The sequence below is a fragment of the Acinetobacter lanii genome, from assembly GCF_011578285.1.
GTDB classification, from domain to species: domain Bacteria; phylum Pseudomonadota; class Gammaproteobacteria; order Pseudomonadales; family Moraxellaceae; genus Acinetobacter; species Acinetobacter lanii.
Map to the genome: position 1 here is coordinate 146,776 of NZ_CP049916.1, position 25,114 is coordinate 171,889.

At 41.6% G+C, this 25,114-nt stretch carries 24 protein-coding genes; 18 read left to right on the forward strand and 6 right to left on the reverse strand.

What is annotated here, in order from left to right; all coding sequences use genetic code 11:
• Positions 1-9 precede the first annotated feature (9 nt).
• From G8D99_RS00690 to G8D99_RS00705, 4 genes are all read left to right on the forward strand, one after another.
• Complete coding sequence (locus tag G8D99_RS00690; protein WP_196782893.1) at positions 10-369, forward strand: HPF/RaiA family ribosome-associated protein; 360 nt, start codon at positions 10-12, stop codon at positions 367-369.
• 201 nt (positions 370-570) lie between these two features.
• A complete protein-coding gene (locus G8D99_RS00695) occupies positions 571-1,113 on the forward strand; it encodes an ankyrin repeat domain-containing protein (protein ID WP_166321688.1) in 543 nt (180 codons plus the stop codon).
• A 15-nt stretch (positions 1,114-1,128) separates the two neighbouring features.
• A complete protein-coding gene (locus G8D99_RS00700; RefSeq protein WP_166321690.1) occupies positions 1,129-1,899 on the forward strand; it encodes a transporter in 771 nt (256 codons plus the stop codon).
• A gap of 163 nt (positions 1,900-2,062) precedes the next feature.
• Positions 2,063-2,761, forward strand: a complete 699-nt coding sequence (locus tag G8D99_RS00705) for a glutathione S-transferase family protein (RefSeq protein ID WP_171522746.1) — start codon at positions 2,063-2,065, stop codon at positions 2,759-2,761.
• A gap of 151 nt (positions 2,762-2,912) precedes the next feature.
• On the opposite strand, the gene G8D99_RS00710 is transcribed toward G8D99_RS00705, so the two are convergent.
• Together G8D99_RS00710 and G8D99_RS00715 are read right to left on the reverse strand one after the other, a co-directional pair.
• A complete protein-coding gene (locus tag G8D99_RS00710; RefSeq protein WP_166321692.1) occupies positions 2,913-3,518 on the reverse strand; it encodes a diguanylate cyclase domain-containing protein in 606 nt (201 codons plus the stop codon).
• A gap of 343 nt (positions 3,519-3,861) precedes the next feature.
• Positions 3,862-4,776 carry an alpha/beta hydrolase gene (locus G8D99_RS00715; RefSeq protein ID WP_166321694.1) on the reverse strand — a complete coding sequence of 305 codons (915 nt, stop codon included), beginning with the start codon at positions 4,774-4,776 and terminating at the stop codon, positions 3,862-3,864.
• Between the two features lie 133 nt (positions 4,777-4,909).
• Here G8D99_RS00715 and G8D99_RS00720 point away from each other — a divergent pair, with 133 nt between their 5' ends.
• A complete protein-coding gene (locus tag G8D99_RS00720) occupies positions 4,910-5,344 on the forward strand; it encodes a DUF2147 domain-containing protein (protein WP_166321696.1) in 435 nt (144 codons plus the stop codon).
• Positions 5,345-5,486: 142 nt separating this feature from the next.
• Here G8D99_RS00720 and G8D99_RS00725 read toward each other — a convergent pair whose 3' ends face one another.
• Complete coding sequence (locus G8D99_RS00725) at positions 5,487-5,834, reverse strand: Spx/MgsR family RNA polymerase-binding regulatory protein (protein ID WP_166321698.1); 348 nt, start codon at positions 5,832-5,834, stop codon at positions 5,487-5,489.
• Between the two features lie 767 nt (positions 5,835-6,601).
• On the reverse strand, positions 6,602-7,420 hold the full coding sequence (locus tag G8D99_RS00730; protein ID WP_166321700.1) for an exodeoxyribonuclease III: 819 nt from the start codon (positions 7,418-7,420) through the stop codon (positions 6,602-6,604).
• A gap of 41 nt (positions 7,421-7,461) precedes the next feature.
• Between G8D99_RS00730 and pyrE the strand changes: the two genes are divergently transcribed.
• Positions 7,462-8,112, forward strand: a complete 651-nt coding sequence (gene pyrE, locus G8D99_RS00735; RefSeq protein ID WP_166321702.1) for an orotate phosphoribosyltransferase — start codon at positions 7,462-7,464, stop codon at positions 8,110-8,112.
• 74 nt (positions 8,113-8,186) lie between these two features.
• On the opposite strand, the gene G8D99_RS00740 is transcribed toward pyrE, so the two are convergent.
• Positions 8,187-8,798, reverse strand: a complete 612-nt coding sequence (locus G8D99_RS00740) for an NAD(P)-dependent oxidoreductase (protein ID WP_166321704.1) — start codon at positions 8,796-8,798, stop codon at positions 8,187-8,189.
• A 617-nt stretch (positions 8,799-9,415) separates the two neighbouring features.
• Here G8D99_RS00740 and G8D99_RS00745 point away from each other — a divergent pair.
• The 10 genes from G8D99_RS00745 (at position 9,416) to lpxC (ending at position 20,706) form a co-directional block, all read left to right on the forward strand.
• A complete protein-coding gene (locus tag G8D99_RS00745; RefSeq protein WP_166321706.1) occupies positions 9,416-9,952 on the forward strand; it encodes a hypothetical protein in 537 nt (178 codons plus the stop codon).
• 301 nt (positions 9,953-10,253) lie between these two features.
• Positions 10,254-11,195: a glutathione synthase gene (gshB, locus tag G8D99_RS00750; protein ID WP_166321708.1), complete on the forward strand. Its 942-nt coding sequence runs from the start codon at positions 10,254-10,256 to the stop codon at positions 11,193-11,195.
• A gap of 12 nt (positions 11,196-11,207) precedes the next feature.
• On the forward strand, positions 11,208-12,329 hold the full coding sequence (locus G8D99_RS00755; RefSeq protein WP_166321710.1) for a phytanoyl-CoA dioxygenase family protein: 1,122 nt from the start codon (positions 11,208-11,210) through the stop codon (positions 12,327-12,329).
• A 270-nt stretch (positions 12,330-12,599) separates the two neighbouring features.
• Entirely contained in the window at positions 12,600-13,697 is a 1,098-nt protein-coding gene (murG, locus tag G8D99_RS00760) for an undecaprenyldiphospho-muramoylpentapeptide beta-N-acetylglucosaminyltransferase (RefSeq protein ID WP_166321712.1), read from the forward strand.
• A gap of 16 nt (positions 13,698-13,713) precedes the next feature.
• Positions 13,714-15,162, forward strand: coding sequence for a UDP-N-acetylmuramate--L-alanine ligase (murC, locus tag G8D99_RS00765; RefSeq protein WP_166321714.1), 1,449 nt, complete (start codon positions 13,714-13,716; stop codon positions 15,160-15,162).
• A 53-nt stretch (positions 15,163-15,215) separates the two neighbouring features.
• Positions 15,216-16,145 carry a D-alanine--D-alanine ligase gene (locus tag G8D99_RS00770; RefSeq protein WP_166321716.1) on the forward strand — a complete coding sequence of 310 codons (930 nt, stop codon included), beginning with the start codon at positions 15,216-15,218 and terminating at the stop codon, positions 16,143-16,145.
• 3 nt (positions 16,146-16,148) lie between these two features.
• Positions 16,149-17,003: a cell division protein FtsQ/DivIB gene (locus G8D99_RS00775; protein WP_166321718.1), complete on the forward strand. Its 855-nt coding sequence runs from the start codon at positions 16,149-16,151 to the stop codon at positions 17,001-17,003.
• 60 nt (positions 17,004-17,063) lie between these two features.
• The gene (gene ftsA / locus G8D99_RS00780) at positions 17,064-18,326 is read left to right on the forward strand and encodes a cell division protein FtsA (RefSeq protein ID WP_166321720.1); all 1,263 of its coding nucleotides are present in this window, start codon (positions 17,064-17,066) and stop codon (positions 18,324-18,326) included.
• 167 nt (positions 18,327-18,493) lie between these two features.
• Positions 18,494-19,681 carry a cell division protein FtsZ gene (gene ftsZ / locus G8D99_RS00785; protein ID WP_166321722.1) on the forward strand — a complete coding sequence of 396 codons (1,188 nt, stop codon included), beginning with the start codon at positions 18,494-18,496 and terminating at the stop codon, positions 19,679-19,681.
• Positions 19,682-19,803: 122 nt separating this feature from the next.
• A complete protein-coding gene (gene lpxC / locus G8D99_RS00790) occupies positions 19,804-20,706 on the forward strand; it encodes a UDP-3-O-acyl-N-acetylglucosamine deacetylase (RefSeq protein WP_166321724.1) in 903 nt (300 codons plus the stop codon).
• A gap of 98 nt (positions 20,707-20,804) precedes the next feature.
• Here lpxC and G8D99_RS00795 read toward each other — a convergent pair whose 3' ends face one another.
• Positions 20,805-21,245, reverse strand: a complete 441-nt coding sequence (locus G8D99_RS00795) for a DUF721 domain-containing protein (protein WP_166321726.1) — start codon at positions 21,243-21,245, stop codon at positions 20,805-20,807.
• A 107-nt stretch (positions 21,246-21,352) separates the two neighbouring features.
• Here G8D99_RS00795 and G8D99_RS00800 point away from each other — a divergent pair, with 107 nt between their 5' ends.
• Complete coding sequence (locus tag G8D99_RS00800) at positions 21,353-22,060, forward strand: M23 family metallopeptidase (RefSeq protein ID WP_166321728.1); 708 nt, start codon at positions 21,353-21,355, stop codon at positions 22,058-22,060.
• Between the two features lie 334 nt (positions 22,061-22,394).
• The gene (aceE, locus tag G8D99_RS00805; protein ID WP_166321730.1) at positions 22,395-25,112 is read left to right on the forward strand and encodes a pyruvate dehydrogenase (acetyl-transferring), homodimeric type; all 2,718 of its coding nucleotides are present in this window, start codon (positions 22,395-22,397) and stop codon (positions 25,110-25,112) included.
• The last annotated feature ends 2 nt before the right edge of the window (positions 25,113-25,114 follow it).

Below are 25,114 nucleotides of genomic sequence, written 5' to 3' on the forward strand. Positions count from 1 at the left end.
ATGATATTTATGAACATTGAAATCCGTACAGATAAAAATATTCCAAACAGTGAACGCTTAATTACTTATGTTCGTGCAGAACTGAACGCAGAATTCCAACGACATACCGAAAAAATTACTCATTTTTCTGTACATTTCAGTGATGAAAACGGGGTCAAAGGCGGGCCGGATGATATCCGTTGTATGATCGAAGCCCGTCCAGCAGGACTCAAACCGGTAGTGGTCAATCATAAAGGTCATAATATCGATACCGCGATTCATGGTGCGATTGACCGTTTAAAACGCAGCCTTGAGCATGTGTTTGAGAAGAAAGAAAATCCACGTGGTGGACCGCTCGAATTTGCGGATGTGGATGCAGATCAAGCCTAATGTTAAAAAGCCCTACGGGGCTTTTTTTATGGCGAATAATACGCAAATGATGAAGAGTAATTGTTTATCCACTGCGTAGAAGCCTTTTCAATGTGCAGTATTTAGTGCCATCAGCAGGCGTTCCGTCATTTAAGTCAAACACCTCAGCAATAATTCGGCATAATATTCCATTCAATATTTGATTCATTATGAGAGATCGACATGCTGAACGCACAACAACAAGTGTTTTTACAGGCTTTAGAAGAACTGGACCTTGCACAGGTTCAACGCCTGTTGGCAGAGGGTCTTGATCCAAATTTTATTGATCCTGAAAAAGGACCTGCAGTGTCGGTATGGTCTGATCAATTGTTTAAATGGTGGGAAAAAATTTGTGAAGCGCATGAATCGGGTCAATTGCTCACCGAACAAGAAAAACAGCAAGACTTACAAGTGCATTTGGATATTTTAGATGCGCTAATTGCAGCCAAAGCCAACTTCCATTTGTGGGATGCTGAAGAATGCTATGGTCCACTTTGGGATGCAGCAAGTGCAGCATGTGTACCGGCAGTTCAACGCTTACTCGATCACAATGTTGATCCGAACATGAAAGATGATGAAGGAAAAACCATTTTAAGCTCAATTAGTGACTTATTTTTCGACTGTGAGTTTGATACCATTGATTGGTCTCAGGCATTGCCTGAAGAAAAACAAACTTTGGAATTGCTCCGTAGTCGTGGCGCGAAGATGACCAAAGAAACAACATAATTTAAGTGGGTTCTCATGACAAAATTAAAACAACTGGGTGTAATGTGTATCGCATGCATGGGTATGCAAGCGATGGCAGCAGACTTTTCCTTTGACCGTCCAGGTACAGGTTTTAGTACAGGTATTACCCCTGTTGGCAAATTGGCATGGGAACAAGCTTTACCCACGGCAAGCTATACCGAGTCAAGCGCGGAAGATGGTGCCAAGGTCAAAACTTGGAACTTAAACGCCGACATGCTGTTCCGCACTGGGATTGGCAAGAACACGGAACTGCAACTGGGCTGGCAAGGTCCAGCATGGACCCAAAGCAAAGTTCATGGTCATAGTACCGATGATGATGGTGTCGGTGACATCACCGTTGGGATCAAACATGCGATTGATCTACAAGATGAAAAATTGACTTGGGCGGTGTTGGCTCAAGCTTTGATTGCGACAGGTGATGGTCAATTTACTGAAGATGAAGAAATTTATACTTTAGGCTCATCGGTGGATTATGCTTTTAATGATACCGTGAACACCGGTATCAGCATGTTCTATGAAGTCCAAGATGGTGATTGGGCAATTACCGCAGTGCCAACTTTGGGTTATAAAATCAAAGGTAATTTATCAGGCTATTCTGAATTGGTGTATCGCAAACAAGAACATCAAGACAATGAGTATGCTTTGGGCACAGGTTTAATCTATGCTTTGAATGACCGCGTACAATTCGATGCAAGCGTGGGTGTGAATTTAGAAGGACAAGACAAAAGCTACAAAGGTGGCTTGGGTGCGGCATTCTTGTTCTAGAAGCGTTTAAGTAAAATGATTGAAAAAGAGTGACTTTAAGTTGCTCTTTTTTTTGTAGATATGAAACGATTCGACAATAAAGCAAAGCTAAATTCGTGCGAGAATGGAGCATGAATCATTTTAAATAAAGATCAAAAATGAATAAGAATAGGAGGGCATCATTGTGATGAAACTATATATCGGCAATAAAAATTATTCTTCATGGTCGATGCGTCCATGGTTGGTGTTGCAACATTTTGGTATTCCCTTTGATGAAAAACTGATTCCTTTTGATGAGTTTAAAGCCGACCAACCGTTTAAAATGAAAATGACCCAAATCAGTCCGACAGGCAAAGTCCCGACTTTGGTTGATGAAGATTTTGTGATTTGGGATTCTTTGGCCATATGTGAATACTTAGCAGAACAGAATCCAGCAAAACCATTGTGGCCACTAGGCATCCAACAACGTACGGAAGCGCGTGCAATATGCGCGGAAATGCACAGCAGTTTTCAAACCCTACGCACCCTATGCGGTATGAATATCGAAGCGGATTTACAAGAGGTGGGGCAGTCACTGTGGAATGAACATCCGCAATTACAGGCTGATGTTAAACGGATTCAACAGATTTGGGCCGATCGCCCCCATGCCAATAGCTTTTTAAGTGGGGATCATTTTACCATTGCCGATGCTTTTTATGCTCCAGTGGTGATGCGCTTTGTGACTTATGGCTTACCGGTTTCAGACAATGCCAAACAATATATGAATACTATTCTGGCTGTGCCTGCGGTAAAAAAATGGATCGACGCTGCCAAGAAAGAACACCTATTTTTAGCTTCACAAGAACGCTATCGAACCGCACCGGCTGATGCATCAACACTTTAATGGATGGACTATTTCGCTAACTCAATGTTCAATTACAAAAGATTGTGAGTGTCGCCAAATCGATGCAAATAAAAAATCCATCTTGAGCAAAGGTCATCGCTTCAAGATGGAGTGTAGAAAACACTAAAGGCTCAGCGAATGCAGATTTTAATTAACTAAAAATGGCACGCTCATCACGCAGCTGGTTCATGCCACAGGCTTTGGCTAAGAACAAAGCACGATCTGCATATTGCAATACGCGGTCACTGAGCAAATTTTCATGCGATGCAGACACACCACAACTGGCACTCATTTGAATGGCGTGCTGCGCATAGTGAATGGTTGTGGATTGAATTAAATCGAGGCAACGTTTGGCTACACCATTGGCGTTGTCTAAATCGATTTGGCTTAAAATTAAAATAAATTCATGTTCACCGTATTTACCCACCAAATCGGTATCACGGATGTTATCGGTTAAGATCGAAGCGGTTTTGATCAGCGCCTTTTCAGCCGCTTTAAGACCGTAGCTAATTTGAATCTCTTTAAAATTATCAATGTTTAACAGTACGATCGCATAATGTGAATGAGTTTGAGGCTGTAATTCTTTTAAGTAGGTATTAATCCCAAACTGATTATAGATACCGGTTAAAGGGTCTGCATGCGCAGGTAGAATTTTATGATTCTTGGTCAACCATTGATAGACCAATGACTGTTTTAAAGTCCGTCTAAAAAATGCATGGATACGACGACGTCTCTCCGAGTAAATTGTTTTTCTCATTCGAGCTACAGCCTATGTGATGGATATGGTTTTTATGACTTATTGTTTTGCACTTTAAATATAAACATTTTAAAAATTTGGTTCAATTTTAATGCAGTCTAAAAGATTGAATTGCATAAACTTAATATTCAAGAGTGTGCTGAAATCGATCTTTTGCTGCCAATTTTACGATGAATGAACGATGAGTCTATGCAACACTTTTAAAAGTTCAGAGCGTTGATTGGTCACAACAAGTTAGGCTCAATCATTGCCAGGATATGAAATAAAAAATGAGCCGGAGCTCATTTTTAGATATTTCGAAAAATGTATTTGTTTAATTCAAAATAGCATGTTGATACAAAACTTAGGTTTCATCTAATTTATTGGCAAATTCAGCCAAATCAGCCAAGGCTTGTTTAGCTTCAACAAACCATGGGCTAAACATTTGGAAATTATGCCACATGCCGGTATACAGTTTATAAGTGACCTCTACACCGGCTTCTTTGGCTTTTTCATTAAAGCGAGTGGCATCATCCAGTAAAATTTCTTTAGAGCCGATTTGTACGAGTGTCGGAGGTAAACCTTTTAAGTCACCATAAAGTGGCGAGATTTCAGGCAGAGATTTATCAATATTTTTAGGCACATAGTAATTAATCCCGGTTTCTAGTGCTTCAATGGAAAGTAAGGCATCGTGTTTGGCGTTATAACGCAGTGATTCACTGGTGAGAGTCAAATCCAGAAAAGGCGACATCAGCACCAAGCCACTGGGCAGTTGTTTGGGATCTTCTTGTTTTAAACGTAAGGCCAATGCCAAGGCAAGATTAGCACCACAGGAATCCCCTGAAACAATAATGTCTTTAGGAAGCACCCCTTGGTCAAGCAACATCTGATAGACGTCATAAATCGCATCACCGACATCAGGATAGCGCTGTTCAGGGGAGAGTGGGTAATCTATGTGCAAGATCTGCATTTGAGTACGGAGTGCAATTTCACTTAAAAAAGCACGATGGGTCTTGAGAGAACCGAGAAAAAAAGCCCCGCCATGAATATGAAAAATTAATTGCGTGGTTTCAGGCTTGGGCTTGATTTCCTCAGCGCGAATACCTGCAATACGTAAGGATTTAAATTCGACATTTTTCGGTTGCGGTAAAATTTTGGTGAACTGTTCAAGTGCAATGCGTAATGCGGTTGGCGGCAGATTTAAACGACTTGGAAAGCGGAAACTGGTCTTTAAAATTGACTCTGTAATATATTGTTTCAGAAGTGGATTTATCTTCATTATTGTTCCATATTGCTTATTATTTGCACAGGTGTTATACAAGGTTACACCAAATAGTCACATTCAAAAATTGCTTAATTGTTATCAATTTTTAATAATATAAATGTCAAGAATGACAAGGGAAATCAAAAAAATGAAAAAAATGACTCTAGCGTTAGGATTGTTGGCGACTGCTGTTTTTGCACATGCAGCCGATCCACTCAATGGTACTGTTTGGAAAACAATTGATGATCAAACCAAACAACCTAAAGCATTGGTAAAGTTCACTGAGCAAAAAGATGGATCTCTCAGTGCAAGCATTCAAAGTGTACTGACTCCGGGTGAAGAGAATGCATGTAAAAAATGCGAAGGCACGTACCACAACAAACCATTAAAAGGTGTCAACATCGTTAATGGTCTTAAAAATGTCGGTGGCGCTTACGAGGGCGGTACTATTCTTGATCCTAAATCGGGTAAGACTTATAAATTAAAAGGCAAACTTGCGGATGGTGGCAAGAAACTCGAACTACGCGGTTTCGTAGGTGTGGCAGCATTGGGTCGTAACCAAACTTGGGTTCGTGCAAACTAAGTTCTTGCCAACTCAGTTTTAGCCTATCAAAGATTATAAAAAAGCCGAGTTGAACTCGGCTTTTTTAGGTCTATATCACTTACTTCAGCTTAGCGTTTTTGACCCACTCAATATGGATTTTAAACCTGCTATTTGAGCATGTTTATTTTAAAGTCTGATAACGTGCTTCATCAAAACCGACCATTAAACCTTTTTCAGTCACCAGTACCGGACGTTTGATCATGCTGGTGTGTGTAATTAAAGTTTGAATTAGATTGTCTTCACTTGCCAAGGCATTGCTTTGTTCTTCTTCAGTCAGTTTTTTCCACGTGGTGCCTTTTTTATTTAAAATTAGCTCTGCTCCGGCTTCATCGAGCCATTTTTTTAGTGTTTCTGCATCAATCCCTTGTTTTTTATAATCATGAAATTCATAAGCCAAGCCCAATGCATTGAGTAAATCAAAGGCTTTCTTCATCGAACTACAATTTTTAATACCGTAAATTTTTAACATTTAAAGACCTAAATTTTGAATGAAATAATGGGCTAAAGAGTAACAAAAAAAATCCTTAGCTCGAACATGAATATCTCAATAAACAAGCTGAAAAGTAAATCTGAATAAATGATTAAATATTTTTAAAAATGCAGTGTATTGTCATCAATATGAAAGAAACACAGGACATAATCAAACCAGTAGGAAACAGCAGACCGAGCATGAGAAAATCAGATTCAAAAAACAAAAAAGCTTCATTCAAAATGAACAAGTTAAAAAAATTAAACCAGTAAAAAAGCTAAAACAAAAAGATGAAGAGAAAGAAGAATATGATCAAAACCAGAATAAAAATTAAAAAATGCAAAAGAGCAGATAAAAATAATATATAAAACAAGATAAAGACTTAACAATAAATGATTTTTTGGGGATGGGTTGAAGAGATACAAGCACAGTAAAGAACTGTGATTGAAGCCTAGTGTTGATGAAAGGCGATGATGAAGTCGAAAAATGAGGATATATAGAAAGAGAAAACCCGCATCAAATCATCCTGATTATGCGGGTCTCAATTCAACGTCCAATGTCGTTCATCCTTGGAAAATAAATCTAGATTTATTTTCTTTTCATCCTACGGCGTCCAATCCTTATTTGTCATCCTGACATGTCCCTGTGCCGTGCGACCATAATGCCGAGATATAAGGGAAATAAAAATACCTAAACACGACAAGTTTTGTGAGCAATATGCGTATATTGAGTAAACAATTGTTCACTCAATAAGCATTGTTTTTTAATCAAATTTTGTAATCAATGATCACAGGCGCATGGTCACTAAACCAAGTTTCTTTATATACCCAAGCATTTAAGGTACGTTCTTTCCAATCTGGTGAACACGCATGGTAATCAATCCGCCAGCCAACGTTTTTTGCTCGTGCTTGCCCTCGATTTGACCACCAAGAGTACACTTCGGCATCTTTACGTACTTCACGGAACGTATCGACATAACCCAAATCATCATAAATATGATCTAACCATGCACGTTCATGCGGTAAGCAGCCTGATGCTTTTTGGTTGCCTGACCAATTTTTAATATCAATGCGTTTATGCACGATATTATAGTCACCACACACAATCACCGACTTATCTTCATCACGCCATTGTTTGAGCACGTTGGTATATTCTGCTAAGAAATGATCTTTACGGGCTTGCGCTTCATCGCCAGAAGAGCCTGAAGGTAGGTACAACGAACAGATATGTGCAGATTTACCTAAGCCTAAATCAAATTCAGCGGAAATAAAGCGACCTTGAGAGTCTGCCAATTCAAAGCCTAAGCCATCTTGAACTGAAAGGAAGGGTAATCGGCTATAAATAGCAGTGCCGGCATAGCCTGGTCGTTCAGCAGGGAACAAATGGGTATACCAACCTTCAGGACGGAATTTTTCAGTCCATTGCGCATGGGTAATCCGACTTTCTTGCATACAAATGACATCGGCTTCAGACTGTTCCAACCACTCCAGTAGTCCCTTGGTGACAGATGAACGTAAGCCATTCACATTTATTGAAACGACACGAAGAATTTTTTGATCACTTGGATAGCTACTCTTTGGTATCATGCGCAGTCATAACCTCTCATTATGAAAATTAGGAGCACCATATGACTTCGCCAGCTCAGTTTAACCCTCAAGCTTTTATCGAACTTGCGTTATCACGCGGTGTGCTTAAATTTGGTGAGTTTACTTTAAAATCAGGTCGAGTGAGTCCTTATTTTTTTAACGCAGGCTTGCTCAATGATGGGGAAGCTTTAAGTGTTTTGGCTTCAGGTTATGCAGATCAATTGACTCAATGCAATGATGTTGAAGTGATTTTTGGACCAGCCTACAAAGGGATTCCGTTTGTTGCCGCAACCGCAGTAGCGTTGTCGCAAAATCATGGGGTAAGCGTGCCTTGGGGCTTTAACCGTAAAGAAGCCAAAGATCATGGCGAAGGCGGTGTTCTAGTCGGTGCTTCGGTTGCAGGGAAAAAAGTTTGGATCATTGATGATGTGATTACAGCAGGTACTGCGATTCGTGAAGTCGTGACTATTCTAAAAAATGCCGGTGCGACGATTGCGGGTGTATTGGTTGCGCTTGATCGTCAAGAAAAAGGTCAAGGAAACCTATCTGCCATTCAAGAGGTACAACAAGAGCTTGAGATTCCAGTACATGCATTAATTAACATGAAAGATTTAATGGATTACTTGGCTGCTAAAGGCGATCAAGACGCTTTAGCAAAAATGGAAGCGTATCGTTTGAAATATGGTATTTAAACCGTTTGATATAAAAAAGGAAGCCTGAGCTTCCTTTTTTTAGGGTTGATGCAATTGATTCAACATCAATAGACTTAGTAGCCCACACTAAAACGTTGTTGAATATGATTGTTGTTTTTTAGCTCATCACACAGTGCAATCGCAAAATCTTCCGCAGAAATTTTACTGCCTTCTTTGTTCACAACCAGTTCATCTTTACCTAAGCGGAATTCTCCAGTACGTTTCCCTGGTCCAAATTCAGCAGCAGGAGAGATAAAAGTCCAATCAATATCATCGACTTGTTTAAGTTTGTCTAAGAAGTTAATTCCTGCTTCAGCCTCAGCTTTATACGCTTCAGGAAAATCTTCAGTATCAATCACACGCACGTTTTGATTAGGTACATTTAAACTTCCCGCACCCCCGACAACAAGATAGCGTTTTACTTTTGAATCTCGGATCGCGTTGAGCAGTGCATTAACATCGAGTCCCTGAAAACGTACCGCACTGATGACTGCATCTTGTCCCTTCAGGGCAGCCACTAATGCATCATGATCATTGAGGTCAATATCCTCAGTCATCACCAATTTGGTTTCTGGTACTTTATGGGTTTGACGTGCAATGGCTTTGACATAATGACCACGAGAAACCAATTCTTCTAAAATACGTGAACCTGCCATGCCTGTTGCACCAATTAAAGCAATTTTCATATGATTCCTCTTTTTCTTAGAATAAAATGTAATAAAATTTTTAATTCGTTTTTATAAACCATGAAACATGATTTAAAAAATTGCACTTCAGTAAATACCTTAATTGATTTTTTTAACTTGTTCTGTTGTTGATATATTTTTAATTAGCGATCTATTGATAAGCCTTGTAATCAATGAATTAATTTTTGTAAATTATTAATTTAAATTTGTTAAAGTAATTTGTAAGTCTTTAAAATTAATTGACTTTAATATAAGTAAATAAGGTTGAATGGAATTTTTTTATTTTCAATTTTTTATTGAATGTACATTTTACTGATTATTTCTAAACTTAAATTCTATCTTTATTGCATGTTGGATTGATTTTAAAAAATAGACATTGAGAACATTTAAAAATCGTCGTGATATTTTTGAGGGCACACGGGTGGTTATGCGACACGATTGGTGGGGGGCTAAAAGTTAAGTAACCCATTGGTCAAAGGTATTGAAGAAATTTCTCATTAAAATTTGAGCTTATCATGTAAAATCTATAGCTGAATTCATTATCAATATTTTAATTCAATAATGAGTGACTGTTCTTGGTTGAGTTCCATCTCATGTTGTTTTGGATTTAGGTTGCAATGTACATTTTAATTTTTATGATTGTTGGCATTGCGCTTGGATTTTTCTTTCTCAAGCAACTTGATCAGCGTCGATGGCAACGCTACCAAATAGAGCGTGATGTTTATTTTAGACAGCATCCTTATTCCTTTAAAACAACAGGAAGCTATAGCATCGCGGTTGCGATGAATAAGTCTGCGCAATTTAAATTGATCAATGAATTAATGCTGAAATCATCGCAACAGCCTGTGCAAAGAGCGGCGCTGATTCAACGCATGCCTGCACAAAGTCATCATCGTTATATAATTAAAGTGCTGGTTGAAGATATTACGATTGGCTATTTGGATCAGAGCTATGCTGAACGGTTTTGTCTTAGTTTAGAAGACACTGATTTTTTTATTGGTCGTCCCATTTCAACACAAGCTGAAATCAGTTTTTATGCGCTAAAACCAAATATACTAGGCTGTCGACTCAAGTTAGATTTGCCTAATCATCCACATTTGGCATCCCACTATTTAATGCATTTGTCAGATCCTCATGACGCTAAAACTGATTGAATTTTTGTGCTGACAAATTGCATAGTCTAGAGATATCCCCAAATGTCTTCACGAACTTGCTCTATCATGCCTTAGAGGCGATTTTGCCAATAGGGATTATGCCTATGTTGGTCATCACACGCTCAATCCGCACCCTTGCGCGCTTGTATATCTAAAAGAAACCCAATATTGCTTTGTTGCACGATTTAGCTTCAATATCAGAGGAAATTCGAGTATTCCATAAGCTTTACCAAAATTGAGAATAAACAACAATTAAACTCCGTTATACTTTTGCCAAGCTAAAAATAGATAGAGCAAAAACATGCGCGTACTTGTGGTGATGGATCCCATCGAAAATGTAAATCTCAAAAAAGATTCGTCTATGGCGATGCTTTGGGCAGCAGCGCGTCGTGGGCATGAATTGGGTTATGCGTTACAAGAAGATTTATATATCGACCAAGGCAAAGCCTTCGGTTTGATTTCACCGCTGAAAGTATTTGAAGACTATAACCACTATTACGAATTGGGTGAAAAAAACAAAGAATCGATCGCAGCCTATGATGTGGTGCTCATGCGTAAAGATCCGCCTTTTGATATGAACTTTGTGTATACCACCTATATTTTGGAACAAGCAGAACGTGAAGGTGCGTGGATTATTAATAAGCCACAAAGCCTACGTGACTGTAATGAAAAACTGTTTGCAACCCAGTTCCCTGAACTTCAAGTGCCTACACTGGTGACTTCACAGCAAAGCTTGATTCGTGAATTCCTCAAAGAGCATGGCGATGTGATTGTGAAGCCGCTTGATGGCATGGGTGGAATGGGGATTTTCCGTCTATATCAAGATGGGGTAAACATTGGTTCAACCATTGAAATTTTAACCAATAATGGGACACAGCCGATTATGGCACAGCGTTATATTCCTGAAATTGTTGATGGTGATAAACGCATTCTGATGGTCAATGGTGAGCCTGTACCCTACTGTTTGGCACGGATTCCACAAAATGGTGAAGTTCGTGGTAACTTGGCCGCAGGTGGTTTAGGTGAAGCGCGCCCATTGACGGAAAATGACAAAGCCATTGCCGCCAAAGTAGGTCCATTCTTAAAAGAAAAAGGTTTGGTCTTTGTTGGGCTTGATGTGATTGGAGAATATGTGACTGAAATTAACGTGACCAGTCCAACCTGTATCCGTGAAATTGACGCTCAATTTGGAACCTCTATTGCGGACGATTTATTCGACGTTTTAGAAGCGGGTCGTGGCTAAGGTCAAGTCTCAATGAAATTTGATCTAAAAAAGCTGAAATCTTTTATGCCAGAAGAATCACAGCAACGTGTCTGGTCTGAACTGAAAAGTATGTTTCAGCAAAAACCGCTACAAACGGTCCGTGATGCTTGTACTGTCTGGAGTGAAGCTAAATCTTTCGAAAGCCATTCAATTATCGGAAATCCTGTTTTCAATGCATTGGGTTTGCATCGTTTTCGCGTTAAAACAGCTGCAGATTTGGCACAAAAACGTCGCCACTATTTAGCACAATTTATTGATGCTGAAGATGTTGCGCAGTTTCAGGAAAATGGCTTTATTCTGAAAGAAAATTTTTTAGCAGATGAAGAATTTCAAAAATTAAAGCATGAGCTGTTGAATACGCAGTTTGATACCCGTGAAACTTTACAAGGGGATACGGTAACCAGACGAATGGCTTTAGATGACAAAGCATTAAAGCGTGTACCGGTTACCAAAGCATTGCTAGAGCGTCTAGATTGGCAACATCTGATTAATTATGTCGGTAGTTTTAAGGTGCAGCCGATGTATTACGTACAAGTGATTCTGTCGCATGTGCGTAAGGCGCGCCCAGATCCACAAACCAGTTTGCACAGTGATACTTTTCACCCCAGCGTAAAAGCCTGGTTATTCTTAAGCGATGTTGCAGAAGATCAAGGACCGTTTGTGTATGTGCCGGGTTCACATAAAGTCAATGATGCACGGCTTGCATGGGAACATAACACCGCACTGGGTATTAATGCGAAAACTCATGCGATGACACGCCGGGGTTCATTTCGTGTCAGTGAAGATGAATTAAAAACCATGGGATATGGAACACCTCAAGCATTTGCAGTCAAATCTAATACTTTAGTGATTGCAGATACTTATGGATTTCATGCACGTGGAAAATCCAGTGGAGAATCGATGCGGATAGAACTTTGGGCCTATGCGCGGCGTAATCCATTTTTACCTTGGGTGGGTTTGAATCCCTTATCTTTACCTGTTGTGAATCGACGCTTAGTGCCTTTGTATTGGAAAAGCTTAGATTTTTTAGAGCAGAAATATCAGCGTAATAATCCTTGGAAAAACGTTGGACAGCGCATCGCAACGGATCCAGCGGTAATTCGTAGTAAATAGCTAAATGATGTTTTATGAGAAGGGCCCGAGAGTGGGCTCTTTTTGTATGTATATGGCTTAAAAATCGAAAATATTACTTCGATATACTGCAAAATAAGCTTAATTTTTCTCAGTAAATGACAAAACTAGTTTAAACTTTGCAGAATGCCGAAAAAAACAATGAAATGATTGGTGAAAAAAAGTAAATAAACTTTTCCCAATATCTGTTTGTGATTACAATTGTTGTTTGAAAATACGCTTTAATTGACTCTGACTTGAAGAAATAACACTGTGACCAATACTTCGCAAAAAGCACCGAAACACGTCATGATGATGGCGGCAGGGACCGGTGGCCATGTTTTCCCAGCGCTTGCTGTCGCTAAACAATTGCAACAAGAAGGTTGTCAAGTGTCTTGGTTGGCCACGCCTTCAGGTATGGAAAACCGACTTCTCAAACAGCATGACATTCCTATTTATCAAATTGATATTCAAGGCGTGCGTGGCAATGGTTTAGTGCGTAAGTTAGCTGCTCCCTTTAAAATTTTAAAAGCAACCTTTAGCGCAATGCGCTATATGAAACAGCTCAAGGTAGATGCGGTGGCAGGTTTTGGCGGTTATGTGGCAGGCCCCGGTGGTTTAGCCGCACGATTGCTGGGCATACCTGTAATTATTCATGAACAAAATGCAGTCGCAGGCTTTACCAATACCCAATTGTCTCGTGTAGCAAAAGTGGTGTGTCAGGCTTTTCCCAATGCCTTTCCTGTAAGCTCAAAAGTTGTCACCACAGGTAATCCCGTACGTGCTGAAATTACGGCGATTGCCGATCCTGCTGTGCGTTATCAAGCACGTATGGATGCGAATCAACCTTTACAGATTTTAATCGTCGGTGGATCACTCGGTGCACAGGCCTTGAATGAAAATATTCCTCAAGCTTTAAAACAACTCAACATTGCGCTTGAAGTATTTCATCAATGTGGTCAGAACAAACAAGACACTACTCAACAGAATTATGAAAATGCACCTTCTACGTTAAAGGTGCAGGTGCAACCCTTTATTGAAGATATGGCAAAAGCCTATGCCAATGCCGATTTAATTATTTGTCGTGCAGGGGCACTGACGGTGACTGAAGTGGCAACAGCCGGTGTCGCTGCGGTGTTTGTGCCTTTACCCAGTGCGGTGGACGATCACCAAACGGCCAATGCTAAGTTTTTAGTCAATAGTGGTGCTGCGCAAATTTGCCCTCAGTCCAGCATGACACCTGATCATTTAGCTGCATTATTAACACCGTTGATGGATCGTTCAGTACTCAAAAATATGGCGATCAAAGCACGTCAACAAGCGCAACCCAATGCTACCCAGCATGTGGTTAGTTTAATTCAAGATTTGTAAGATTTTAGAGTAGATTATGTCTCCAGCAAGCCCAGCAGATAAAGCAAAAAATTTAATTAAAATTCCTGAAATGCGCCGTATCAAACATATCCATTTTATTGGGATTGGGGGCGCGGGGATGTGTGGTATTGCCGAAGTGTTAAAGAACCAAGGCTACAAAGTCTCGGGTTCAGATATTAAAGCGTCTAAAACCACGCAACAACTTGAGCAAAATGGCATTCAGGTGTACATCGGTCACGCGGCTGAAAACATTGAAGGTGCCAATGTGATTGTAGTATCGACCGCGATTGATACGGAAAATCTGGAAATTAAAGCGGCGATCGAACAGCGTATTCCTGTAGTGCGTCGTGCTGAAATGCTCGGTGAACTGATGCGTTACCGTCACGGTATCGCGGTTGCAGGCACACACGGTAAAACGACCACCACAAGTCTAGTGACCTGTATGTTGGCGGAAGAAAATTTGGATCCGACCTATGTGATTGGTGGATTGCTGAATCGCTCAGGTGTGAATGCTGCATTGGGTGCGAGTCGTTTTATCGTGGCTGAAGCTGATGAGTCAGATGCGTCATTCTTATATTTAGAGCCAATGGCCGCGATTGTGACCAATATCGATGCTGACCATATGGACACCTATGGCGGTAGTTTTGATACCTTAAAAGATACCTTTGTTCAGTTCCTGCAAAAGCTTCCATTTTATGGTTTGGCTGTGGTCTGTGGCGATGATGCCAATATTCGTGAAATCATGCCACGCATCGGTCGTCCAGTTTTGACCTATGGTTTCAATGAAGACAACGATATTCGTGCGATCGATGTCAAACAAGAAGGCATGCAGTCGCATTTCACGGTATTGCGTAAAGGTAAAGAGCCTTTGCCATTGACCATTAACATGCCAGGTCTACATAACATCCTAAATGCATTGGCTGCCATTGGCATTGCCACCGATGAAGGTGTGTCAGATGCTGCGATTGCACGTGCATTGGAAAGCTTTAGCGGTGTCGGTCGTCGTTTCCAAGTTCAAGGCGAATTTGAACTCGGCGAAGGTACAGTGAAATTGGTGGATGACTATGGTCACCATCCTAAAGAAGTGGAAGCGACCATTAAAGCGGCACGTGCCAGTCATCCTGAGCGTCGTTTGGTGATGATGTTCCAACCGCATCGTTACAGCCGTACCCGTGACTGCTTCGATGACTTTGTTGATGTGTTGTCACAAGTGGATCAATTGTTGCTTTTAGAAGTCTATGCCGCAGGTGAAAAGCCAATCGTGGGTGCGGACAGTCGTAGCTTAGCGCGCAGTATTCGTTTACGTGGTGATGTCGAGCCGATCTTAATCGATCCAGTAGACGGCAACCTCCAAAATGCGCTACAAAAAGTGTTACAAGCAAATGACTTGTTATTAACACAAGGTGCAGGTAACGTGGGAGCGATTTCAGTAGAATTGGCTCAAAACCAACTGTATTTGAAATAATCACGGATCGTGATTTGTTAGATTGACCCATTTTAAAGTTTAAGGATATAAACGTGTCAAATGCTTCTAAATTCGGCAAAGTTGCTGTATTGCTTGGTGGTAAATCTGCTGAGCGTGAGGTTTCGTTAGATAGTGGTAAAGCGGTACTTGAAGCATTGGTACGTTCAGGGGTAAATGCAGAAGCATTTGATCCGCAAGAGCGCAGCGTTACAGAACTTGTTCAATATGATCGTGCATTCATCGTATTGCATGGTCGTGGTGGTGAAGATGGTCAAATTCAGGGCACCTTGGAGTGGATGAATATTCCCTACACCGGTACAGGTGTACAAGGCTCTGCGATTGGGATGGACAAAGTCAAAACCAAGCAAATTTGGCAAGGATCTGAATTACCGACAGCGCCGTATCGCATTGTGACGCAACAAACCAATGTCGCTGACGTGGTTGAAGCATTGGATTTACCCTTAATTATTAAACCTGTACATGAAGGCTCGAGTGTCGGCATGAGTAAGGTTGAAAAAGCCGAAGATTTAGCAGAAGCAATTGCCAAAGCAACTCAACATGATGCGGTGGTGATGGCTGAAAAGTGGATCACAGGTCGTGAATTTACCATTTCATTTTTAAATGGTCAGGCTTTACCGGTGATTCGTTTGCAACCCCCTGCAGACGTTGCTTTTTATGACTATGAAGCAAAATACAACCGCAATGATGTGGAATATGGTATTCCATGTGGTTTAACGCCTGAAGAAGAAAAACAATTACAGGAAGTATGTACCCGAGCATTCCAAGCGGTGGGTGCGAGTGGTTGGGGACGTATTGATGCCATGCAAGATGAACAAGGCAATTTCTGGTTGTTAGAGGTGAATACCGTGCCAGGCATGACCAGTCATTCTTTGGTGCCTAAGGCTGCACAAGCGGTGGGCTATAGTTTTGATGAATTATGTGTTGCCATTTTGGAACAAACCTTAGCAAAAGATACGCATTAATTTATGGCACAGCTTCCAGCGTCAATGCGCCGTAAACGAGCGGCAATTACATCGATTCATGAAAAGCCACCCACCCGCAAAGAGAAAATGCTGGTTGCGGGTGGATGGCTGTTATTGATCTTTGCTTTTCTGGTGCTTTTATCCGGTATCTATGCAGCATATCGTGTGATTACCGATGCAAAAGTGGCGACTTTGGAAGTGGTTGGGACAGGTTCTGCTGTTGAAAAACAGCAGTTGATGACCCATTTAAGCCCTGTGGTGAAAGACAATTATTTCACTTCAGACTTAGAGCAGATTCGAGATAGAACCCTTGAAGTGTCATGGGTTGATCGCGTGGTGGTTTCACGTGCTTGGCCGAATGGCATTCGAGTGAGAGTTATGCCGCGTCACCCGATTGCACGCTGGGGGACAGGGCGATTGCTCAGTGATGAGGGAGATGTGTATTCTGAAGCGGTTGCAAAGAATCACGCATCTTTACCATTACTGCATGGACCTTTAGATCAGTCTAAGGTCATGATGCGACGTTATAATGAAATCAATCAACTCTTTCATCCTGCTCAGCTACGTTTGAAAGAATTGTATTTAACAGATCGTCGGACATGGTTTATGCAGTTTGATTCCGGTTTACGTATTATTGTGGATCAGGATCAGACCATGAGTAAACTGCAGCGTCTGAGTCATTTGGCACAAACCGACTTAAAAACAGTGTGGCCTAAAATATCTGCGGTAGATTTACGCTATCGAAATGGATTGGCACTGCAATGGAAAAAATCAGCACCACCAAGAATAGTCAATGGTCAGTTTGTGGTTCCGGTAAATGATGCAGTCGTTGCAAATGCAACAGCCGCACAGCCATAATAATGAGCTGATAAAGAGGCATTTAAGCCAACTAAACAATGAAGAAAGTGGTATTGAAAGATGAATGAAGCTGTTCCCTCAGTTGTTGCGATAGACATTGGGACACATAAAGTTTCAGTTCTAATTGGTAAAGTGCATGCCCCTGATAATATTCAGGTGATTGGTATGGCGAGCGCACGCAATAAAGGCATGAATAAAGGCAAAATTGTCAGCCTAGATAAAGTCATTAGTGCCATCAAAAATGCCGTTCAAGAAGCCGAAGACATGGCCGAGTGCCGTGTTCATTCAGCATGGGTGTCGATACCAAGTACTGAGCTACAAAGTTTTTATGCGACAGGCCGTACCCCAATTTCAAATCCTGAACGTACGATCACGACCACAGAAGTGGTACGTGCTTTAGAGCTTGCTAAAGCCAGTCATATGACTTTGGATCATTATTTGGCCAGTGCCGTACCGTTGGGCTTTGAATTGGATGATTCACCAGAATGGGTGCACAATCCGATCAATCTCTCTGCCAATAGCATGACTGCACATTATCAATTGATGATGCTACCAATCAGTACCATGCAGAACTTAGACCGTGCCATGAAAGGTGCCAACATTTTCGTTGAAAAGATGGTGGTCTCTTGTTTAGCGACGGCTGAAGGCTCATTGCTGAAAGATGAAAAAGAGTACGGCGTTTGCTTACTCGACATCGGTGCAGGCACTACCAATATCGCTGTGTATATTGAAGGGCATTTAGTGCTTGCACATACCATTCAACGGGGTGGTGAAAATGTCACCCGTGATATTGCAGCGGTATTACAAACCACCACTGAAGAAGCGGAGCGTTTAAAACTGCTTTATGGCTGTGTGGATCTGCATCAGGTCAAACCTGAACACATGATCGAGTTTGAAACGATTGATGGACCACAATCCATCAGTCGGATTGAACTTTCAGAAATCATCATTGCCCGTTATGAAGAAATTTTGGGTATGGTGCGTGAAGTGCTTGAAGAGCGTGGTGCCTTACAAAGTTTGTATCATGGTGTGGTATTAAGTGGAGATGTCTGTCAAATTGAAGGTATGGTGACCTTATCTCGACGTATACTCGGTGTTTCGGCACATTTAGGTAATCCGCCTTTACAAGTGTACGCAGATGATCAACACTTACCGGCATTACGTCGTTCAATGTACGCAACAGCCACCGGTTTACTTCTATTTAGTCAAAGCGAATTGCAAGAGTCGGTTGAAGAACCTGAAGAAAAAGGCAAGCGACCAATGTTTGACCGAGTGATCAGTGGATGGAATGCATTAAATAACAAATTAAAAGGCATTTTTTAGGTTTAATTTTTTTGGGAATCTTGTTAGCAACTTGTAAGCGCATCTTCATGTGCTTGACAAGACCTGCAATGCCAAGCATCCTAAAAACAATTTTTATTTTATTATTGTAGATCAAGGCAGTATACGGGCTTAAGTGACTGCCATATTTATTAGGAAATTTTAAGGTCATGGCTTCATTTGAATTTTTAGAAGATGAACAAACCGATAACAACGGTCAAGCCCGTTTTACTGTGTTTGGTGTTGGTGGCGGTGGTGGTAATGCCGTGCAGCACATGGTGCAATCTGACATCCAAGGTGTGAAATTTGTTTGTGCGAATACAGACAAGCAAGCGCTCGATCGCATGAATGCCCCATTTAAAATCCAATTGGGCCAACAAAGTACCCGTGGTCTAGGTGCAGGTGCCAATCCTGATGTGGGTCAAATTGCTGCTGAAGAAAGCCGTGAATTGATTCGTCAGCACCTTGAAGGTGCGGACATGGTGTTCGTCACTGCAGGTATGGGTGGTGGTACCGGTACCGGTGCAGCCCCTGTTGTCGCTGAAATTGCTCAAGAAATGGGTATTTTAACCGTGGGTGTTGTGACCACGCCATTTAACTTTGAAGGTCGTCGTCGTCAACGTTCGGCTGAAAAAGGCATTGAAGCGTTAGAAGCGCATGTAGATTCATTGATTATCATTCCAAACCAACGCTTACTCAGCGTGTATGGTGATATTTCAATGCAAGATGCCTACCGCAAAGCCGATGATGTATTGCTCAGCGCTGTACGGAGTATCTTCGATCTAGTGGTTCGTCCAGGTCATATTAACCTTGACTTCGCCGATTTGAAAACTGCGATGAGTACCCGTGGTTATGCAATGATGGGTGAAGGCAAGAGCAGTGGTCCTGATCGTGCAGAAGAAGCTGCACGTTTAGCGATTCGCAGTCCACTGCTTGATAATGTAAATATCATGAACGCCAAAGGTGTGTTGATTAACATTACCGGTGGTGCAGATATTACCTTACGTGAAACTGAAATCATCACCGATGTGGTCAATCAAATTGTTGACTTGGATGAAGGTGAAGTGTTCTTCGGTACTGTATTTGACCAAGATGCCCGTGATGAAATCCGTGTTACTGTGATTGCAACCGGTTTGACACGTAATGCCAATGAAGCAGAAGTGAAACGCCGTGCGCCGGTGAGTTCATCGACTCAAAGCTATCAACAACCGGCTCAAAATGCAGTGCTTGAAGAAGATGATGTACCTGCAATCAGCAAGCGTCAAAACACTGAAGCACCTGTTGCAGCACCAACAGCGTCGCCACGTTCTGCACCAATGAGCATTCAAGATTATTTGAAAAATCAACAACGTAAGTAATTTATTCTGAAAAACAATAAATGAAATCGGAAAAAGGTGGCGTGAAAACGCCACCTTTTTGTTTTTTATCAATGGCTAAATGTGCTAACGTATAGCGGAATTTTGCTGATGATCAAAGCCCTATGTTGAAACAACGCACCCTGAAACGAGTCGTGAAAGCGAGTGGTATCGGATTACACAGTGGGCAAAAAGTACTGATTAATTTTGTACCGCATGTGGCTGATGGGGGCATTGTATTCCGTCGTATTGATCTCAATCCACCGGTGGATATTCCTGCCAACGCGATGCTGATTCAAGAAGCCTTTATGTGTTCTAACTTGGTTCAAGAAAATGCCAAAGTCGGCACCATTGAACATGTGATGAGTGCGATTGCAGGTTTGGGCATCGATAATTTGATCATTGAAGTCTCTGCTTCAGAAGTGCCGATCATGGACGGCAGTGCCGGTCCTTTCATTTACCTCCTTATGCAAGGTGAGTTGGTGGAGCAAGATGCGCCAAAGAAATTCGTCAAAATTTTAAAACCGGTTGAAGCATTCATTGATGACAAACGTGCGATCTTTACACCGCATGAAGGTTTTCAACTGAACTTTACCATTGATTTTGATCACCCCGCATTTGCCAAAGAATACCAGTCCGCAACAATTGACTTTTCAACTGAAACATTTGTCTATGAAGTCAGTGAAGCGCGAACTTTTGGCTTTATGAAAGATTTGGATTATCTCAAATCGAATAATTTAGCTTTGGGTGCGAGCTTAGACAATGCCATTGGTTTAGACGAAAAAGGTATCGTGAATGAAGAAGGTTTGCGTTTTGCCGATGAATTTGTGCGCCATAAAATCTTAGATGCGGTCGGCGATTTATACCTGCTAGGACATCAAATCATAGCAAAATTCGATGGTTACAAGTCAGGACATGCATTGAATAATCAATTGTTACGCAATGTTAAAAGTGATCCTTCGAACTATGAAATTGTAACATTTGATGACATGAATTCCTGCCCAATTCAATTCGTGAATGTGACATAAGTCATTGTCTTTTCATCCCAATGTTATATTGTACCGAGAGATTATGATAATTTGATCATAATTTGTGCCTGTTATATTGCAAATTTTAGCTAAGCTGATTACTTTTTATTGCTTGCCAAACGTAGCAAAGCTTGGCTAAGCTTAGGGTCGCTCACAAAGCCTGCAGCAGCATGTAACATTTCTTGTGTTGCTGGAGAAATTTGTTTGGGGATTTGCATTCTTTTAGGTTCAGCTTGGGGTTTTGCTCGAAGACGCACTTGGATTTTCTGTAAGTCTTTAAACTCATCAATTTGTGATAACTGAGAAATATACTGTTTTTGAAGATAACCGAGTTGACTAATTAAGGCTTGATTTTCACCGGTCAGGGTCAAAATACCGTATTGATAACATACAACCTGCCAATCGTCCTGCGGTGGCAATAAAGGTTGAATTAATTTAGTAAGTCTTTGCCAGTCGGCAACTTGCTTTGTAAGAAACGATAAGTTTCCTGTTTTTATGTGTTGTCTTGTTTGTTGAAAGACGTTTTTAGGGTCAGACATACATTGTTCCTACATAGTGTTGTCTTAATCTTAAGCGCTCGTTTCAGTGAATATCAAGGAAGAGATCACGCAAGAAGCTTGAGTAAGAACAGTTTAATGAGGTTTTTATGCATACGCGACGTATTTTATTGGCGTTTTCGCTTGCCGCTTCGGCAGCATCAGTGGCTTTCGCAGACTTAGTTCAATTGGATGCCAGTAACATCAACACCGCTTCACCTGATCGTTTAGAGCTACTTACAAAAACATTATCACAAGGCTCTTACAGTCATCCAGATGACATGGATATCCCTGCAGATACAACCTTCAATACCAATATTCGTAAATCAACACCGACTGAGTTGAATAATGCGTCTCTGGCGGCTAAATATGGGACCTCTAAATCATACTCAAGCAATAGCTATGCAAATAAAGGGGCTTATTCTTGGTTGGTATCACATCCGCTGCCTGATATGAAACGCGTCAGTTCAGATTTCGGTGGTCGTACCATGGGTGGACGTGCTGAAAACCATTCTGGCTTAGATATGTCTGCACCAAGTGGTACACCGATCTATGCAACAGGTCCGGGTATCGTGACCAAATCAGGTTGGGGCACAGGTTATGGTCAATACGTTGAGATTAACCATGGCAATGGCTACATCACTCGTTATGCGCATGCATCTCGCTTAATTGCTCGTGTCGGCGATCAAGTCAAAGCCGGTGAGCACATTGCCAATGTAGGTTGTACCGGACGTTGTACTGGTCCTCATTTACATTATGAAGTGGTCAAAGATGGTCAACGTAAAAATCCATCTTCATACTTAGCGATGTTACCTTAAAGAATCATGTGGCCTTAATGAACTATGTTGCTTTAATGAGCTGATTTAGATCGCATGGTTTAAAGACAAGTTCAGGTACAAGAGTGTCGAACTAGACCTAAAACGTCTGACTAGTGCATTGAAGTCTTTTTTACTTTATCACGTGAATAAATAGAGATTGTATAAAAAACCGCCATGATTGGCGGTTTTTTGTTTTGTTCTGTAATTTTTGGTCAATCACTATTTCGAAATGAAATAGTGTGCAAATCCGTATTCAGCTGTAACCATAACTGAACGTCCTTAAAACGTGATACATATAAGATATAAAGTAAGATTTAAATGGAGTAGGGAACACATGGCGTATTATGGCGATACAGACGCACAAGAAACGCAAGAATGGCAAGAAGCCTTTGATTCTGTCTTAAAACATATGGGTACAGAGCGTGCTGCATTTTTGTTAGAGAAATTGTATCAGCAAGCAATCGCAAAGCATGTGCCATTACAACGTTTAAACACTCCATATTTAAATACTATTTCAGTAGAAGAACAGCCAGCTATGCCGGGCGATGCCGATATGGAGCGTCGTATTCGTGCATTGATTCGTTGGAATGCATTGGCAATGGTGTTACGTGCCAATAAAACCGGCGATGACTTAGGCGGTCACTTAGCAAGTTTTGCCTCCTCAGCCACCTTGTATGATGTGGGCTTTAACCATTTCTTCCGTGCCAATAACGATCATTTTGGCGGCGACATGATTTATTACCAAGGTCACTGTGCCCCGGGGATTTATGCGCGTTCGTTTCTAGAAGGACGTTTAAACGAAGATCAGTTGAATAATTTCCGCCGTGAAGTGGGTGGCAATGGTCTACCGAGTTATCCGCATCCTTACCTCATGCCAGACTATTGGCAATTTCCAACGGTATCGATGGGTCTAGGACCGATCATGTCGATCTACCAAGCCCATATTCAAAAGTATTTGATGAACCGTGGTTTGATTAAAGAAGAAGATCGTAAAGTTTGGGCTTATCTCGGTGATGGGGAAATGGATGAGCCAGAAAGTACGGGTGCAATCTCACTGGCAGGCCGTGAAAAGCTCGACAACCTCATTTGGGTGGTGAACTGTAACTTACAACGTTTGGACGGTCCGGTCCGTGGCAATGGTAAGATTATTCAGGAGCTTGAATCTTTATTCCGTGGCGCAGGTTGGCGCGTGATTAAAGTGGTTTGGGGTCGTCATTGGGATCCACTACTTGATAAAGATGAATCCGGCGCACTCAAAGCCATTATGGAAGAAGCGGTGGATGGTGATTTCCAACGTTACCAAGTAAAAGGCGGTGCTTATACCCGTGCGCATTTCTTTGGAAAATACCCTGAAGCAGAAGCGTTGGTAAAAAACTTAAGTGATGAAGACATTGATAATCTGAACCGTGGCGGTCATGACCCCTATAAAGTCTACGCAGCCTATGCAGAAGCGATGAAATCGACCGGACAACCGACGGTGATTTTGGCGAAAACCGTCAAAGGCTACGGTTTGTCTGAAGAAATTGAAGCGGTCAATAAAACCCATCAAATCAAAAAAATGCAACTTGAATCACTCAAGTATGTACGTAACCGCTTTAATTTACCCTTTACCGATGAACAGCTTGAAGAAGTGCCGTTCTATCGTCCAAGCGAGAACTCGCCTGAATTGAAATACATGAAAGCACGTCGTGAGGCATTGGGTGGCTATTTACCTGCACGTCGTAAAGACAGTGAGCAATTGGCCATTCCTGAACTTTCAGTGTTTGATGCGGTGCTCAAAGGCAGTGGCGGTAAAGAACAATCGACCACCATGGTGATGGTGCGTTTGATTTCTGCTTTATTAAAAGAAAAAGCCATTAAAGATCGTGTGGTGCCGATTGTGCCCGATGAAGCACGTACATTTGGTTTAGAAGGTATGTTCCGTCAGTTGGGTATTTATGCCGCACACGGTCAAAAATACACGCCTGAAGACCAAGAACAGTTGATGCATTATCGTGAAGCCAAAGACGGTCACATGTTACAAGAAGGCATCAATGAAGCCGGTGCAATGAGTGCATGGGCAGCATTGGGCACCAGTTATTCAACCAATAACTTGCCGATGATCCCGATGTACATGTATTACTCGATGTTTGGTTTCCAACGCATTGGAGATATTGCATGGGCAGCAGGGGATGCACAAGCACAAGGTTTCTTACTGGGAGCAACTGCAGGGCGTACAACGCTGAATGGTGAAGGTCTACAGCACCAAGATGGTCATTCACACATTCTTGCCAATACCATTCCGAACTGTATTTCTTATGACCCTTGCTTTGGCTATGAGCTTGCGGTGATTGTGCATGACGGTTTACGCCGTATGTATGTCAATCAAGAGCGTGTGTTCTATTACTTAACTGTGATGAACGAAAATTACGAACATCCTGCGATTCCTGAAGGCGCGGAAGAGGGCATCAAACGTGGTATGTACCTCCTTGAGAAAGATGATAAAGCCACGGTTCAGTTGATGGGCTCGGGTGTAATCCTGCGCGAAGTGATTAAAGCGGCGCAAATCTTACGTGACGAATACCAAATCCATTCCAATGTGTGGAGTGTGACCAGTTTCAATGAGTTGGCACGTGATGGGATGGCATGTGAGGAATATAACCGTCTACACCCATTAGCAACCGAAGTGAAAGAGTCATGGGTATCTCAACAACTTCGTGGACATGATGGCATCGTGGTGTCAGCGACGGATCATATGCGTGCTTATAGTGAGCAGATTCGAGGCTACTTACCCGACAGCCGTCCATTTGTCGCACTCGGTACTGATGGTTACGGTCGTTCAGATACCCGTGGGAATTTGCGTAGTTACTTTGGTGTCGATGCTGCGCATATTGTGGTGGCAACATTGAAAAAATTGGCCGATGAAGGTGAAGTCGATCCGCGCTTGGTCAAAGATGCGATTTCAAATTTTGAACTTGATACCGACCGTCCTGTTGCATGGGCACCTCAAGCTCACCCTGAAGTTCAGGCGGTGGCTGACTATAAAGAACCGACATCAGTTGAGGAGAAATAAAG